This is a genomic window from Shewanella hanedai (assembly GCF_007197645.1).
Taxonomy (GTDB): domain Bacteria; phylum Pseudomonadota; class Gammaproteobacteria; order Enterobacterales; family Shewanellaceae; genus Shewanella; species Shewanella hanedai.
Map to the genome: position 1 here is coordinate 18084 of NZ_VKGK01000035.1, position 14960 is coordinate 33043.

The 14960-nt window shown below is 43.8% G+C and carries 13 protein-coding genes; 8 read left to right on the forward strand and 5 right to left on the reverse strand.

Annotated features, from left to right (window positions below; all coding sequences use genetic code 11):
* Positions 1 to 72: 72 nt before the first annotated feature.
* A complete protein-coding gene (locus tag FN961_RS21175; protein ID WP_144042162.1) occupies positions 73 to 597 on the reverse strand; it encodes a DUF2780 domain-containing protein in 525 nt (174 codons plus the stop codon).
* 211 nt (positions 598 to 808) lie between these two features.
* Here FN961_RS21175 and FN961_RS21180 point away from each other — a divergent pair, with 211 nt between their 5' ends.
* The 3 genes from FN961_RS21180 (at position 809) to FN961_RS21190 (ending at position 4339) form a co-directional block, all read left to right on the forward strand.
* Positions 809 to 1522 carry a hypothetical protein gene (locus tag FN961_RS21180; protein ID WP_144042163.1) on the forward strand — a complete coding sequence of 238 codons (714 nt, stop codon included), beginning with the start codon at positions 809 to 811 and terminating at the stop codon, positions 1520 to 1522.
* 58 nt (positions 1523 to 1580) lie between these two features.
* Positions 1581 to 2999, forward strand: a complete 1419-nt coding sequence (locus tag FN961_RS21185) for a tetratricopeptide repeat protein (protein ID WP_144042164.1) — start codon at positions 1581 to 1583, stop codon at positions 2997 to 2999.
* 122 nt (positions 3000 to 3121) lie between these two features.
* Positions 3122 to 4339 (forward strand): hypothetical protein, encoded by a 1218-nt coding sequence (locus FN961_RS21190; protein ID WP_229814766.1) that lies wholly within the window; start codon positions 3122 to 3124, stop codon positions 4337 to 4339.
* A 53-nt stretch (positions 4340 to 4392) separates the two neighbouring features.
* Here FN961_RS21190 and FN961_RS21195 read toward each other — a convergent pair whose 3' ends face one another.
* Entirely contained in the window at positions 4393 to 4746 is a 354-nt protein-coding gene (locus FN961_RS21195) for a hypothetical protein (RefSeq protein WP_144042166.1), read from the reverse strand.
* A 351-nt stretch (positions 4747 to 5097) separates the two neighbouring features.
* On the opposite strand from FN961_RS21195, the gene FN961_RS21200 reads away from it, so the two are divergent.
* Complete coding sequence (locus tag FN961_RS21200; protein ID WP_144042167.1) at positions 5098 to 6969, forward strand: methyl-accepting chemotaxis protein; 1872 nt, start codon at positions 5098 to 5100, stop codon at positions 6967 to 6969.
* A gap of 75 nt (positions 6970 to 7044) precedes the next feature.
* Here FN961_RS21200 and FN961_RS21205 read toward each other — a convergent pair whose 3' ends face one another.
* On the reverse strand, positions 7045 to 8013 hold the full coding sequence (locus tag FN961_RS21205) for a LysR family transcriptional regulator (protein WP_144042168.1): 969 nt from the start codon (positions 8011 to 8013) through the stop codon (positions 7045 to 7047).
* 108 nt (positions 8014 to 8121) lie between these two features.
* Here FN961_RS21205 and FN961_RS21210 point away from each other — a divergent pair, with 108 nt between their 5' ends.
* A complete protein-coding gene (locus FN961_RS21210; protein ID WP_144042169.1) occupies positions 8122 to 9324 on the forward strand; it encodes a multidrug effflux MFS transporter in 1203 nt (400 codons plus the stop codon).
* A 108-nt stretch (positions 9325 to 9432) separates the two neighbouring features.
* Here the strand turns inward: FN961_RS21210 and FN961_RS21215 are convergent, their stop codons facing one another.
* A complete protein-coding gene (locus FN961_RS21215) occupies positions 9433 to 10419 on the reverse strand; it encodes a hypothetical protein (RefSeq protein ID WP_144042170.1) in 987 nt (328 codons plus the stop codon).
* 208 nt (positions 10420 to 10627) lie between these two features.
* Here FN961_RS21215 and FN961_RS21220 point away from each other — a divergent pair, with 208 nt between their 5' ends.
* Positions 10628 to 11224: a tRNA-uridine aminocarboxypropyltransferase gene (locus FN961_RS21220; protein WP_144042171.1), complete on the forward strand. Its 597-nt coding sequence runs from the start codon at positions 10628 to 10630 to the stop codon at positions 11222 to 11224.
* Positions 11225 to 11469: 245 nt separating this feature from the next.
* On the opposite strand, the gene FN961_RS21225 is transcribed toward FN961_RS21220, so the two are convergent.
* Entirely contained in the window at positions 11470 to 13563 is a 2094-nt protein-coding gene (locus FN961_RS21225; RefSeq protein ID WP_144042172.1) for an EAL domain-containing protein, read from the reverse strand.
* Between the two features lie 328 nt (positions 13564 to 13891).
* On the opposite strand from FN961_RS21225, the gene FN961_RS21230 reads away from it, so the two are divergent.
* Together FN961_RS21230 and FN961_RS21235 are read left to right on the forward strand one after the other, a co-directional pair.
* On the forward strand, positions 13892 to 14248 hold the full coding sequence (locus tag FN961_RS21230) for a hypothetical protein (RefSeq protein WP_144042173.1): 357 nt from the start codon (positions 13892 to 13894) through the stop codon (positions 14246 to 14248).
* Positions 14249 to 14270: 22 nt separating this feature from the next.
* Positions 14271 to 14906 (forward strand): class I SAM-dependent methyltransferase, encoded by a 636-nt coding sequence (locus FN961_RS21235; RefSeq protein ID WP_144042174.1) that lies wholly within the window; start codon positions 14271 to 14273, stop codon positions 14904 to 14906.
* Positions 14907 to 14960 lie beyond the last annotated feature (54 nt).

Genomic DNA, 14960 nt, shown 5'->3' on the forward strand with positions numbered 1-14960 from the left:
AAAGAGATGAGTTCATCTTATTGTCATTAATAAAAAGATAAGATGAACCCAGTGATTGTCTTAGGCGATACTTTATAAAATGGTGCTTAAGCCTTTCATTAGCATATCGCTGGTACCATCGCCGGCATGAGAATCTAAGTAACCCTTAACGATATTTACCATAGGTGCGGCAAGTTCTTTAGAGATACCAAGCTTTTCAAATGCATCATAAACCTGTGCGCCACCTTGCAGTGAAGCACCTAGATCGCCGGCCTTTGAAAGTAGACCTGACATGCCTGATTCGTTATCTATTGCTGGTGCTGCAGAGAGTAATTCATTGATGCCTGGAATTGCTTTAGCGATTGGACCAAAGTCTTCTCCACCAAGTGTAGATTTAGCTAAGGTTAATAAGCTCCCTAATCCGCCTTCAGCTTGAGATTTGTTGAGTCCAAGTTGAGACATCACATTACTGACAAGATCGGTACCTTGGGTTTGAGTTTCGGTTGCAACAGGCTTCACTTCCTCTTTACCGAAAAGATCATCAAACCAGCCAGCTGTTGCAGGAGCCGTGATTAAAGTGCAGCTCATAAGCAAGCCAAGTAGAGTTGATAGTTTCATGTTTACAATTCCTATGGGGGTATTTAATTCCTGTCGTGACAGTCATTCTAGCTTTTTTAGCACAAATAATGCATTAACTTTAACAATAGTATCTTATCGTTTCGATGTTAAGCGGTTCACCTATTGTTCAATTCACCTGTGCAATAAACGTGATTTTTGGGTATCCTATTCAGCCTATTAATTTATTATCTTTTATCTACTGGAAACGTCCATGCCATTGTCCGCGATATTTACCGAAGCCTATAACTTCTTTCGCAATCATATTAGTCAGTTAGCTATCCTTACTGTCCCCATATTGTTTATTCAGGTAGGTATTCAGTTGTGGCTAGGAATGGAGATGGCAAACGCTGACTTGGAGAACCCACAATTCGGTGGTCTGCATATGGCTGCTGTTATGGCGTTATTGTTGGTTTTCTCGCTCTTAATTGCCGCCGTAACTATTTTCTTAGAGATACGTTCACAGGGTCATGAGGCGAATACGGCATTGATTCTTAAAACCAGTCTGAACTTTGTTCCTGGTTTGTTGTTAGCAGGTGTCTTCTCCGGCTTGGCGATTCTAGCGCCAGTGATGCTTTTTGCTGCTTTTGGTCCTCTATGGCTTGTGGGTCTTACTATGAGTATTTATATATTTGCAAGATTGGCTTATGTGAACTTTATGGTGGTGGTTGAGCGTTTAACACCGTTAGAAGCGATCAAGGGCAGCTTCAAATTCAGTGGACCTATCGCCTTTAAAACCTTGATGGTGTTGATGCTGTATATTCCGCTTTCTCTTATTGGTGGCTCACTGTCATCTTTGGCGCAGTCAGTTGGTTTTCCACTGCAGTTAATCGTCGAAGTTTTCGTGGCATTTATGGGATTGTTCGTTAACGTTGCTCTATTCCGTTTATATATGGTTTCACGACCGAAACTGGATGAGCAAGTTTAACATTTAGCGTTGTTCCCGGGCATTCGCTCCCGGGAACTCGATTCCCGGAGACTCTGTTTTGCTAACTGATGTCGAATTTGTTACTCGTTTTTCACCTGAACTAGGGAACGATTATAGTGTCGCTAAGAGCTATGTTACTGATGTTCCCACTCAAGCTTTACTTCAAATTCGCAGCCTTACACATAAATTAACAGAGCTGCTCGCCCAGCCTGCCGGCATTACTTTCGATAGCCCTAACCTCTACGACAGAATTGAAACCCTGAATAATAAGCGGGTGATTAATGTTCGTGCGACAAGGGCAATGCATAAGTTACGCGGTGACGGCAATCGAGGGGCCCATCCTGAGAAGTATCACCTTACTTCTGAACAACTACTGCTGTTAAGTGAAAAGTCGATAGAGAGGCTGCTGAGCTTATTCGACTCGCTCTTTTTACAGGTAACGGGAAAGCCGGCGCCTAAATATCGATTTGAAGCATTTAACTCTTTGGCGGGGCGAGATCTCTGTTATCGAGCGGTGATGGAGTCAGATCCGCAGGCTCAGTATCTTGTTGGTATGTCCCTTAAAACACGTGCCTTGATGCAACGTGAGCAGGAGGAAGCGCTGGCTGACAGTCATGGTGATCGGCAAGTATTGACGACCTCCTCTGCTGACACGCTTAAAAAAGCGGAATACTGGTTTGATTTAGCTGCCGTCAGTGACATGGATGCTCGCTATGAATATGGCGTTGCTAAGATCCACGGTTACAGTGGTGAGGCTGATATTTCTGCTGGTGAGCTGGCGATCGCTCAAGCTGCTGAAGCGGGAATTGTTAATGCCATGGCGCTGTTGGGTTACTTTTATCTTGTTGGGGGCGAGAGCCTAGCTGTAGATAGGGTGAAGGCGCAGGATTACTTGTATCGGGCTGCTGAACTCGAGCAGTCGGAAGCGATGGCGAATTTAGGTGTGCTTTATTATCAAGAAGGGGAGCTGGTAAAAGCGCATCAATTTATCGCTAAAGCGGCGCAAGCAGGTTTTCCTCATGCTCAATATCATCTGGCGCTTATGTTAGCCCAAGGAGAAGGCTGTGAAGCGGACTCTCTTGCCAGTGAGCAATGGATGGCTGAAGCGGCTGAACTGGGTCAGGTTGATGCGATGTTTTCGCGTGCTCAATCAATGCTTAATGATGACAATGCTTTTGGCACCGATCTTTCACAGGCAGAGCTCTATCTACGTGAAGTGATCAAATATGGCCACAGTGTGCCAGCTATGATTGAACTCAGTATTGCGTTGGCCGATGGTGTGTTAGGCAAAATTGATGTGGTAGGGAGTGCGTCGCTGTTAAAATTGGCTCGCGAGCACGGCAATGAACAAGAACTGGCTGTGATCGCCCCGCTTTGGGACTCTTTGGCTCAGCAAGTTACCAATGTCATTGGTGTTACTCAGAATCAATCAGAGCTTGCCGCGTTAATTCGAGCTCAAGAGTTACTGACTCTGTAGAAAGTTCACTGAGCTGAGTGCTAAATGCATAATCTATCATTGCATGTTGCATGCAATATACCAAGTGGTTACATTAAGCCTTTAATTTAAACGGGCTGATAAAGCCAAAAAAGGTGGCTTTAGTGAATGTAGAATTTAATCAACAGCTTGATGATATTGCCAGATCCTATGTCAAACTCGTGCTAGCCGTTGGTTTGCACGATCCTAACTATGTTGATGCTTATTATGGCCCTGAATCGTGGCGAGAGGAGTATCAGCAACAACCACTAGCGACACTTAACCTTGATGTCCGCAATCTATTAACTTGTCTTGATGGACTTAAGCTTGAAGGACTCGAGATTGAACAGCGTCGAGAGTTTTTGATTAAGCAGCTCGCGTCAGTAGAGTATTACATCAAACACTTACTTGGAGACAGGGGCTCTTTTGCGCTTGAATCACAAGGTTTATATGACTCCCAAGCTGATCATTACTCTCCCGAAAGCTTCCAGCCTGTGCTCGATGACATTGCCAAATTACTCCCAGGGGAAGGCTCACTAACCCAGCGCTTTGAAGCATATCGAGGGCAATTTATCGTACCTCATCACTGCATTCCTCAAGTGTTCGCATCGGCGGTTGAAAAAGCGCGAGAGCTCACCTCTGCTTATATTGAGCTGCCTGAAAATGAGAGTTTCAGTATCGAGTTCGTTAACGATAAAGTGTGGAGTGCGTATAACTGGTATCAGGGTGGTTATCAGAGTCTAATTCAGCTCAACCAAGACCAACCTCTTTACCTTGAACGTTGTATGGAGCTGGCTAGTCACGAAGGTTATCCCGGACATCATGTGTTTAATCTACTGCAAGAAAGGGAACTTGTTAGGAAAAAGCAGTGGCTTGAATATGCAATCTACCCGTTATATAGCCCGATATCTTTTCTGTCAGAAGGCAGTGCTAACTATGGCTTGAGTTTGATCATGTCAGATAAAGATCTGATTGAATTTGAACGTGATGAGTTGATGCCGTTAGCGGGAATTAAGGGCGATATTGAACATTATCATCGAGTGTTAGCCTGCTATAAAAAATTAGCTCACCTAGATAACTCTGTTTGTCGGCAATTGACCGATGGTGATATTTCACCAGTTGAAGCTGAGAGTTTACTGGTGCGTTATGGTTTGTATAGCCAGTCACGTGCTGAACAACGGGTTTGCTTCTACCAAGCAAACCGAGCTTATGTGATTAATTATAATCATGGCGAAGACAGTGTCGCTCAATGGGTGGAGAAGGGAGGGGTTACTCAGAGTGAGCGTTGGAAGCGGTTTGAAGCCTTATTAACACGTCCGTTAATGGCTTCACAATTTACTTGAGGATAAAACGAAAAACGCCTGCCAAGGCAAGCGTTTTAGTGATAATCATTGGGCTAGCTAGGATCGTGCTCGAAGGTACGTCCCTGATGTGGCTTAGCTTGATGACGGCTACTGCCAAAACGAGTCTCTTCAAATACAGCCTGATCTTGGCTCTCACTTGACTCATTAAACTGACTTTGCTGAGTGGCTTGCGACTGCTGTTGGCGAAAACGTGCCAACTGCCTTTTCATAAAGATACGGCCAAATAAACTCAGTAGAACAAAGCTGATAGCGCCAATTAACAGCACGAAAGGAAGTGCGATTAACGTTAATGTGATAACTACGAGTCCAATAGCAAATGCCATCCAACCTCTGGTGCCGGAGAATCTAGTCTGAAAAGGTGACTGCTGAAATTGACTATAGATCATAAGAACTCCAAATAATTAACTGATCCCTATTCTGCATAATTATTAAGCTTAGATCACGTTAATTTCAGTTAACCTAATCGATTGTCTCAATCTATTCAGGAATTGTTCAGCAACTTTTAGCTTATTTTCCGCCATTAGTTGTATGAAAAAACCACCCCTAGCTTAATTATCCTACACCGTTATCTACTAAAGACTGATTTAAATGAGACCGCTACTTTATCTTAAGCGTTTATGTGATCATGCGCCATAGTCGCCACAGAGCGTATGTAATAAACTGCATTTCTAATTTAGCGTGATCGGAAGTTTACTTCTCATTGCCCACTCAAATCATCACTGTTCAACAGAGTCATTATGAAATCTCACTCACTCAAGAAAAAAATTCTGTTTTCTGTCGTCATTGCTCTTTCGCTGGTGATTGTCTTGCTGTCGTGGCAAAGCTACTCGAGCCAGAAGGCACTATTGCAGGAAAGTAGCTTGGAGCAAGTGCAGAGGCTAGGTAGTCAGCAGGCGCAAAATATCCAACAGTGGTTTGCCGCCCGTGAAAACATGATCAAAGCCTTAGGTTCACAACCATTGTATGAACCGTTAAATCCGTTAAAGCAAGCGCAAGTATCAGGTGGGTTTGAACTGACTTACTTTGGTTCAAACGATGGTGTGATGCATGATTCTGATCCCAGTATAAACCGTGATGGCTATGATCCTCGGAGCCGTGACTGGTACCGAGAAGCGGTGAATGAAGGTGGATTCATTGTGACTAAGCCTTATATCGATGTGGCTTACAATATCTTAGTGGTGACTTTGGCTCAGCCAGCGGCGGGCGGTGTTGTGGGTGGTGACCTACCCATTGCAAGCTTAGTCGATGACATTAATAGCATGGAGCTTCCAGCAGATGGTTATGCCGTGCTAATGCATAAAGATGGCACTGTTATCGCTTATAAAGATGCGAGTAAGGCGATGCACCCTGCCTATGAAATCGATAATGATTTGTCTCGTGGGCTGCCTGATATGAGCCGTTCGAGTAATGATTATGTTTCTGCTTACTTTGAACAAGAGGGGCGGGACAAGCTACTTTGGGGCGTGGATATTCCTGATTCAAATTGGGAGTTGATACTGGTGCTGGACAAGCAAACGCTAGAAGCGCCCTTAAGTTCGCTGCTGATGACTCAGTTAGGTTTATCCCTTATCGTGTTGATCGCCAGTGTGCTGGCTATATCAGCCTTGATGAATGTTTTACTTGGGCCACTAACTAAGGTGTCTCAGGCGCTGGCTAAAATTGCTGATGGTAATGGTGACCTCACCCAGAGAATAGAGATTGAAAGTCGTGATGAAGTGGGATTACTTGCTGAGAGTTTTAACCGTTTTGTTGGCAGTCAGCATCAGCTAATCAGTCATATTCGTCAGCTAGCAACAGAGCTGGATTTAGACGCTGAGCGCAGTTTAAATACCAATCAGGCCTCAGTGCATGAGCTACAAAGACAGCAGCAAGAAGTCACGATGGTTGCGACTGCAGTGACTGAAATGGCCTGTGCGACCCAGGAGATAGCCTCGAATGCAGAAAATACCGCCGCGGCTGCTCAGCAGTCATCAACGAGCAGTGAGCAGGGGCGAAATCAGGTCGATCAGACGCGTAATTCAATTAACTCTTTAGCCAATGAGGTGACCTTAGCCACTGAAGTGATTGGTGAGTTGAGCCAACATGCGCAGTCTATTTCAGGTATTTTATCGACAATTCAAGGGATTGCCGAGCAAACTAACTTGTTAGCGCTTAATGCGGCGATTGAAGCTGCACGGGCTGGTGAACAAGGGCGTGGTTTTGCTGTCGTTGCCGATGAAGTTCGTGTGCTGTCACGTCGAACTCAAGATTCAACACAAGAGATCCATTCTACCATTGAGACGCTGCAAAAGATGACGGCGCGAGCAGTGGAGCTGATGGAAACAAGTCAAAAGCTGGCAAGTAACAGTGTGAGTGATGCGGACAATGCAGCGCTTGCGTTAGAGGAGATCACTCAGGCTGTGTCGCTTATTTCTGATATGGCAGGCCAAATCGCAACCGCGGCTGAAGAGCAAACTCAGGTAACGAGTGAGATAACGCAAAATACCATCGCGATTAAAGATGTAACCGATGATATCACTAGCTCAGCTATGGATACTTTGGAACATGCGCGAGAGCTCAAGGAAAGAGCCAATGATTTAAACGCTAAGGTCGCCACTTTTATTCTATAAAGTGTTATTAGCAAAATCTTTATACTGATTGGTATTAGATGAGCCCGCATTGGGCTCATCTTTTACTCTTTTGTATCAATCATCGACATGACTAAAGGCTTCTGCCACGTTCTTGCAGATGGTCTCCCGAATCCACTTATGCCCCGGTTCTTCATTGTTCCTTTCATGCCACAGTAATACATAAGCGAGTGGCATAAACTCGAAGGGCAGATCCAGCTCTACCAGTGGGTAGAATTTTCTGGCGTGTCTGGCGAAACTGGAAGGTAAAGTAAAAATCAAATCGCTATGGGCACATACACTTGCGGCCCCATAGAAATCCGATACTGTAGTACTTAGCTGACGCCTGTGTCCGAGGTCAGCGAGGTGATAATCCAATGCCCACCACTCATTACCTTCACAGCGCACTTGCACATGGAACATTTCAAGGTACACCTGCATATCCCATCTCCCCGAAGCCACAACGGCAATAATCGGATGATTTTCTCTGACAAGGCAGATTTGATGATCGGTAAAGAGGGTTTTATGGGCAATACCAGCAGGCAGGTTATCTATCTGTAGCGCAGATTGTGAATGTAGATCTCTCCCCGAGATCCCAAAGTCTATTTGGCCTTTTTGGAGTCCTGTCATCGAGCTTTCAATCCAGCCATAAGTGTCCAGTTTGAGGTTCGGTGCGTTATTAAGGATAGGGCCGATAAAGTAGGGCAGAAGAGTTTCATAGGCACTCTCGACCATCGCAAAGGAAAACTGACGTGTACTTGCCGCAGGAACGAAGCCAGGAGGCTGAGTGAGCTGATATAGCCCATGTAACATGCTCGGTAACTTTTGACTTAACTGCATAGCATGTGCGGTGGGTTTTAGGCCATGAGCGGTACGAATGAATAAAGGATCGCCCAGCGATTCCCGCAAGCGATGTAAGCTTTTACTCAAGGCTGATTGACTGACATGAAGCCGATTTGCTGCTCGAGTGACACTCTGCTCTTCAAGCAGAACCTGTAGGATAACAAGTAGGTTTAGGTCTATTCTGGCCAGATTATCTAAATTCATTAGATATTCCTAAAAGGAAATTCATTCCTGAAATAATACCATTTCTGTTCATATCATGGGTGAGCTAAAATGGCCTCAATTAAATAATGTTCCATCTTGAGAGAAACCATGCGCCGTAATTTGTTACCTATTCTAATGTCTATGGTGGTGTTAAGCCCTTTAGCCATTGATATTTATCTGCCCTCTATGCCTGTCATGGCTGCAGAGTTTGCGGTTTCCGCCAGTGAAATACAGTCAACCTTGGTACTTTTCCTGTTTGCCATGGGTGTTGGTCAGATAGCAATAGGACCATTAGCGGATCGTTATGGTCGTCGTCCAATCGCACTTGGCGGCATTCTGCTCTATATCGCCAGCAGCATACTGGCTTCGGTTGCAATGGAGTTTCATTGGCTACAGATAGCCAGAGTGTTACAGGGGCTGGCAGCTTGCTCAACATCAATTGTGGTGTTTAGTGCGGTTAGAGACTGCTTTACGCCTAAAGAGAGTGCTCGCTACTACAGTTATCTCAACGGCATGATTTGTGTGATTCCCGCTTTGGCTCCTACATTAGGTGGCTTATTAGCACTGCAGTTTGGCTGGCGTTCAACCTTCGTATTTATGACGCTTTATGCCATCGTGATGATGATTGTTGTTGGGTATCGATTACCGGAAACTCGCCCAGCGAATACGGTTATGACAGGCCCTCTTTATCGTTGGTCGCGTTATAAGCCAGTGCTTATTGAGCCACACTTTGTCTTCTATGCTCTTTGTTGTATGGCGGGTATGGCCTCCATTTTAAGTTATGTTTCTTATGCACCTGTTTGGCTTATTGATCATTTAGGTGTATCTGAATTGACCTTCAGTGGGCTGTTTGCTCTTAACGCTGTTGTGAATATCATTGCTTGTTTCACCGCCCCTATGGTGATTAATAGGATTGGTAACCGACCTACCGTAATCGTTGCACTTTCAACCATGTTGGTATCAGCTTTGATGCAAGTACTATTGCAAACTGTAGGACCAACACAAGGCCTGATGGCAGCCTTTAGTTTTATGCTACCTATGATGTTGCTGTGTATTGGTTTCGCCCTTTTGCTTGGCCCTGCGACTAGCATGGCTTTGGCAGCTTTCGGTGAGCGAGCTGGCACTGCGACCGCGATATTAGGCTTTATACAAATGAGTGGGGCGTCACTGCTTGTTGGTCTAGTGCAGCAAACGGAGCTAACGGCACCTTATGCGGTAGCGCTAGTCATGGGAGGCTTGATGACAAGTTTATTGATTATGATGGCCATGTCTCGCTTTGATCATTGGCATCAAGAGCAATATGCGCATTAAGGCTTAATTTAAGAATTAGTATTACAACCTGACCTAAACACCCTTGCCCGCTGACTGCTAACCACAGAAGGCGGGCTTTTTTATGGAAGAACTGGTCAAGTGATACGATTAAAAGCGCGCGTTAGCGGAGATCCCGATAAGTAAACCATCGGGCAAACCATCACCGTCTAAACCAAATTGTTTTGCAACGCTAAATTTAGCTGCAAAGTGCTGAGATATTTGCCACCAATAGGCGGTGGTGATGGCGTACTCATTGCTGGTGTCATCAAAACTGTACTGATTTAAAGTATCTTCTGTCATGTATTCAGAATCTGTATCATATTGACTCCAAACATAGTTAGCACCAATAGACCATGATCTATTGATGTACCAATCAGCTGAGAACTTGACGGTATTGCTATTTGTTTTAGAGGTGCTTGTGAAATCATCATACAGATTGAATGTGTTGCTTGTTTCATAATCTTGATTGATATAGCTCCAACTCGCCAGTAAATCTAAACCAGAGGATGATGCGAGTGGGATGAAGCTGTGCATTGCGATTGAGTACAACTGGTAATCTGAGTCACTGCTAGAGTTAAAGGAAAACTCAGGCGAACTAAATGATTGAGTATCTGAAGTGGAGCTCGTTTGATATGAGAACGAAATTTCAGAAGCTTCATTAAAGAAGTAGCCAATATGTGCCTCATATTCGACAATGTCATCTACAGAAGAGACAACATCGAAGTAGTCATTGTCAAGATAGACTCTGTTATATTGAGCACCAATAAACCAATTAGAGTCAAAAACATAGGTCCCATCAACTTGATAAGCAACAATATCTGTAACGACTGCTATTTGTGCATATTGGGCACCGATATTAGACTCTTGTGCAAGAAATCCACTGAGTGCATAGGGGCCTTTATCTGCGTCCACAGGGTTGAAGTAATAACGATAATCTAGGTTCCATAAGCCATCATCGAAGCCGTCTGTATGAGTACCGAAAGTGAGGTTCGCCTCATGCTGGAATGTGTTACTGGGATCGGTTTCCGTGGCTGCACTTACACAAGGTACAGTAAGCCCTAATAGTAATGCGAGGGAAAGGGAGTTGCTGTTCATTATTCATCCTTGAAGTTGGTCAATAAATTAGATTCGACTAAAGCTTTGATAAAAATGTAGTTATATTTATTTAGGGAAGTGTAATGCTATGGATGTTACTAAGTAAAGTGTTAATTGTTAACCGCTGGTTGCGCAGTGCTTTTCAGTTCCATTGTTTCATCATAATAATGTAAACTAGCAGCACTATTAATTCGTAAAGTCATGTCTTGTGTCTCGTCCTAATTGTCCTCAATGTCATTATCCGTTAACGGCCTGCTTGTGTTCGAGTATCGAGCCTATGACGGTCTCTACAGAACTGATCGTGCTGCAAGATCCCAGTGAAGTAGGGCACGCCAAAAACAGCGTCCGTTTGATGGCATTAGTGATCCCAGAAACTCGTGTTTATGTGGGTGAGTCACCAGATGATTTTAAGTCATTACGCCAGTACCTTGATGGCTGTACTAAGCCAATCTATTTAGTTTACCCGTCGGATAACAGCTCTGATGTAATGCAGACTCAGCTTGAGAATCAAGTGGTGTTGTTATTCCTTGATGGGACCTGGCGAAAAGCTTACAAGCTTTTGCAGCTAAACCCTTGGTTACAAGGTTATCCTGCACTGCATCTGGACTTAGAGTCTGCTTCCAATTACAAGATCCGCAAAGCCAGCAGAGCAGACAGTTTATCGACCTTAGAGGCGGCAGCGATGATGTTGAAGTCTATTGAACCGGAACTGAAGGTGTCACCATTAACCAATGCCCTTGAGGCGATGGTTCAGCAACGTATTCAGTCAATGCCTGCTGATGTGAGAAAGCGCTATGAGTCGTGATAGTTTAGGGATTAGCTTTTTTGTGAACTCTATCCATGAGCGATGATTGAAATAACATTTCGATCACGCTTATGTAAGACAAAATAGTGTTTAATGTATATGAATCATCTGTTGTACAGATGGTGTGAAAGCTGTGTTAGTTCACTGTCCATGCAGGGAGGCAGTGCCTATCGATAATTGATAGGTCTAACATAGCTTTCACTGTCAGTTATCGATTAACTTTCCACTTCGATATCATTAGCATTTTATAGATTATCCGACATGAACTGTGAGGCGTCTTTGGGGTGTCCGAAGAAGTAACCTTGTCCAAAACCTTTACCCATCTGCTCTAATATATCTTTCTGCTGTTGCGTCTCAATTCCTTCGATAACAAAGCTGATATCCAGTGCTTGCGCCAACTGTATCATGGCTTGGCATAGTTCTTTACCTTGAGGTTCACTGAGCCTTTGAGCAAAACCAGCGTCTATTTTCAAGCAGTCGATAGGAAGGTTGCTCAACTTACTGAGTGAGGAGAGACCCGCACCAAAATCATCGATGGCGATGCTCACACCAAGCTTCTTTAGAGCCAATAATGTTTGTGTGACCGCTTCAGGCTGTCTTAACAATGCCAGCTCTGTAATTTCGAGCATTAAGGCTTCTGCAGGCAGTTTACTTTGGTTTAATACCTGAGTGACTTGTTGGACAAAGTCATGATGCTCCAGCTGCATGGGAGAAACATTGACGCAAACCTTTAACTCTGGATTATCTTTTCGCCATTGCACCATCTGGGTACAAGCAAGCTCTAGCACCCATTGACCAATAGAGATCAAAAGGCCCGTTTCTTCGAGTAGCGGCACAAAATCACTGGCGTCTATAATTTCCCCATCAGGTCTGTGCCATCTGAGTAGGGCTTCAGCCCCAATGACGGAGTGACATTCAAGGTCGACGATGGCTTGGTAGGCGAGTTTAAACTGATCTAGGTTATGGGCATGACGCAGTTCGCTCAAAGTATGGAGTTTCTGCTCAGCCTCCTGATGCATTTTTTTATCATAAAAGCGTAAATGCGTTGGACTGATTTTAGCGCTGTACATGGCTGTGTCAGCGAGACTTAATAGTTTATTGGCTTGTTCACTGTGTTCAGGGAATAGGGCGATTCCTATACTGGTGCCTAAATACAGTTTTTGATCATCGATCTCGAAGGGAGTGTCAAATAGTGACATGATCTGCTTAGAGAGTTCTTCAACTTCAGCTCGGTTATTACATTTCTGAACAATAAGCGTGAATTCATCTCCACCTAGACGGGCAATGTCGGCGTTTTCGATACAACTGGCTTCTAATCGCGCCGAAACGAGTTGGAGAACCTTGTCACCAGTGGCATGACCGAAGCAGTCATTGATGTTTTTAAATCCATTGAGATCGAGAAACATCACTGCACCCAATGTATCAGGGTGTGCTCTAGTTTGCTTAATGGCTTGATTTAGCAGCTTGATCAGGTGGAAACGATTGGGTAAACCGGTAAGCGTGTCATACATGGCCTGTTCGGTTAACTGGGTTTCTAATTCTTTCTTTGAGCTAATGTCACTAAAGATGGTGACATAGTAAAGCTTATCTTGGGTCGAGATCTTACGACAGCTTTTCCAGGCTGGGAACGTTGAACCATCGGATCGTTGTTTCCAGACTTCACCTTGCCAACTCCCCCTTTCTTGAAGCGCGCTAATGAATTCACGCTCTTCATTGGGGCGATTATAGATGTTGATCAGATCGGTACTGCTATTGAGTAGCTGTTCTGTGCTGTACTCGCAAATACGACACATGGCTTTGTTCACTGCAATAATCTGATGAGCTGCATCTGTGATATACACAGCTTCAGCATTGTCTTCTAATATCGTCGACATTAACTCTTTCGGTAAGGTATCAAATCCATTACTTAGACGAGGTCTGGTGTGGCTTCGCCTATTTTTTGATTCAAATTGGACAACAAGTACATCTTGGAGGCCAAATTTGAAAGGAAATAGGGTGACTTTAGTCGGCAGATCATCGCCTTTTTGGCTGATATACTGCCAATTAAACTCAGTTATTTCACCTTGTAATGCTTGCTCAATCATTTGGCGTGTATATTCTACACTGCTTCTGCCTGATGATTGGATACGAGGAGAAAAGTCACTGGGACTAGCATGAATAAAGCTATCGACTTGAGCTTGAAAATAAGCGAGTGCAGCAGGATTTGCACCGATGAATTGATCGTCTTGAATTAAAGCCAAAGGGAGTGAATGATCTGCTTTCAACCAAATGTTGAGTTGATCAGTTAAGTTTTGTTTATGTGAATTGAGTCTAGACAACAAAATGGGCCAGGGCTCCATTCTTATACTCCCTAGTGACGTGTCCTGTTTCCTATTCTCTGGAAATTTAGACCTGAGTTCAGTGATGGATGTATCTTATTTATTAAAATAAAATTGATTTAGTGTTAAAACTACCCTGATTCCTTCTGTATGACAAATAGGAAAGGTTATTTTATATCGGTATTTTCGATAGCTGAGTTGCTATAAACGTATTTTGCAGATAAAAGATGATGTATTCAGTGTTGAGTTAGCATAGTGTGCTGATTATTTGCTTGGGGTCGGGTTTTCAGTTAAGAGTTTACTAAGTTCAAGATTATATTAATATTTAGAGGTAATTTAGGAGAGGAAGATGGAATTTTCAACTAGTAAGCAGATTAAATATATCTCTATTTTGGCTTGTGTTGGCGTATTATTTTCAAATTTGCTGCAAGCAAAGGATGGATTAAGTTTAAGTGAAAAAGCAGAAGCAGCAGATAAACTATCTAAAACTTTGGAGCAGGAACAGTTACAAAAAGCACGTGATGCAGCAGGGGAAACTTTGGCGCGTGAACGAAAGATATTAAAAAAGCAGCAAAACGGTGACTGGGAGTCTGAGCAAAGAGAGAAAGCGCAGACACAGTTTAAAGAGCGTGAGTCACGGGAAGATAAATACCTTAGGCAAGCTAAAGAAGCGGCGGCTAAAGAACGAAAAATACCTAAACCCTAAATCATAAGCAGTTGGAAATATTTTGAGTCTATGTCCCTTATGTCAGTATGATGCTCTGTCCCATTTTGATGAAGATAATAAGAGAGTGTACCTGCGGTGTAGTCAGTGCCATCTCGTGGTGGTGCCACAAAGATACCTACTTTCCGATGAAGATGAGAAGAACACTTACGATCAACACCGAAATGATCCAGACGATATTAGGTATCGGCATTTTCTGGGAAGAGCCGTTAATCCGTTGTTGGCACAGTTACCTAAACATGCCCAAGGGTTAGATTTTGGCTGCGGTTCGGGCCCGACTATCAGTGTGATGGCTGCAGAGGCTGGTATCACTATGAATAATTATGATCTGTATTACCATCATGTCCCCGAAAATCTAGCACGCAGTTACGATTTCATTACCATGACAGAGGTGATAGAGCATATTGCTGATGCCCGCTCTTTACTGAAACAACTGAACACCTTGCTTCACGCGGGTGGGATTTTAGCGGTAATGACTAAATTGGTAGAGCAGAAGCAAGTGTTCAATCAGTGGTACTACAAAGGCGATCCAACCCATATCTGTTTCTATTCAATTGAAACCTTTGAGTGGATAGCTCAACATTTTGGTTGGCGTTTAGAAGTGATCGATATCGACGTAGTGTTTTTCCATAAAAATTAATGCTTGGGCTCCCCTTCAACTTGAGAGCTCTTTTATTTTTTCGAACATCCCTTC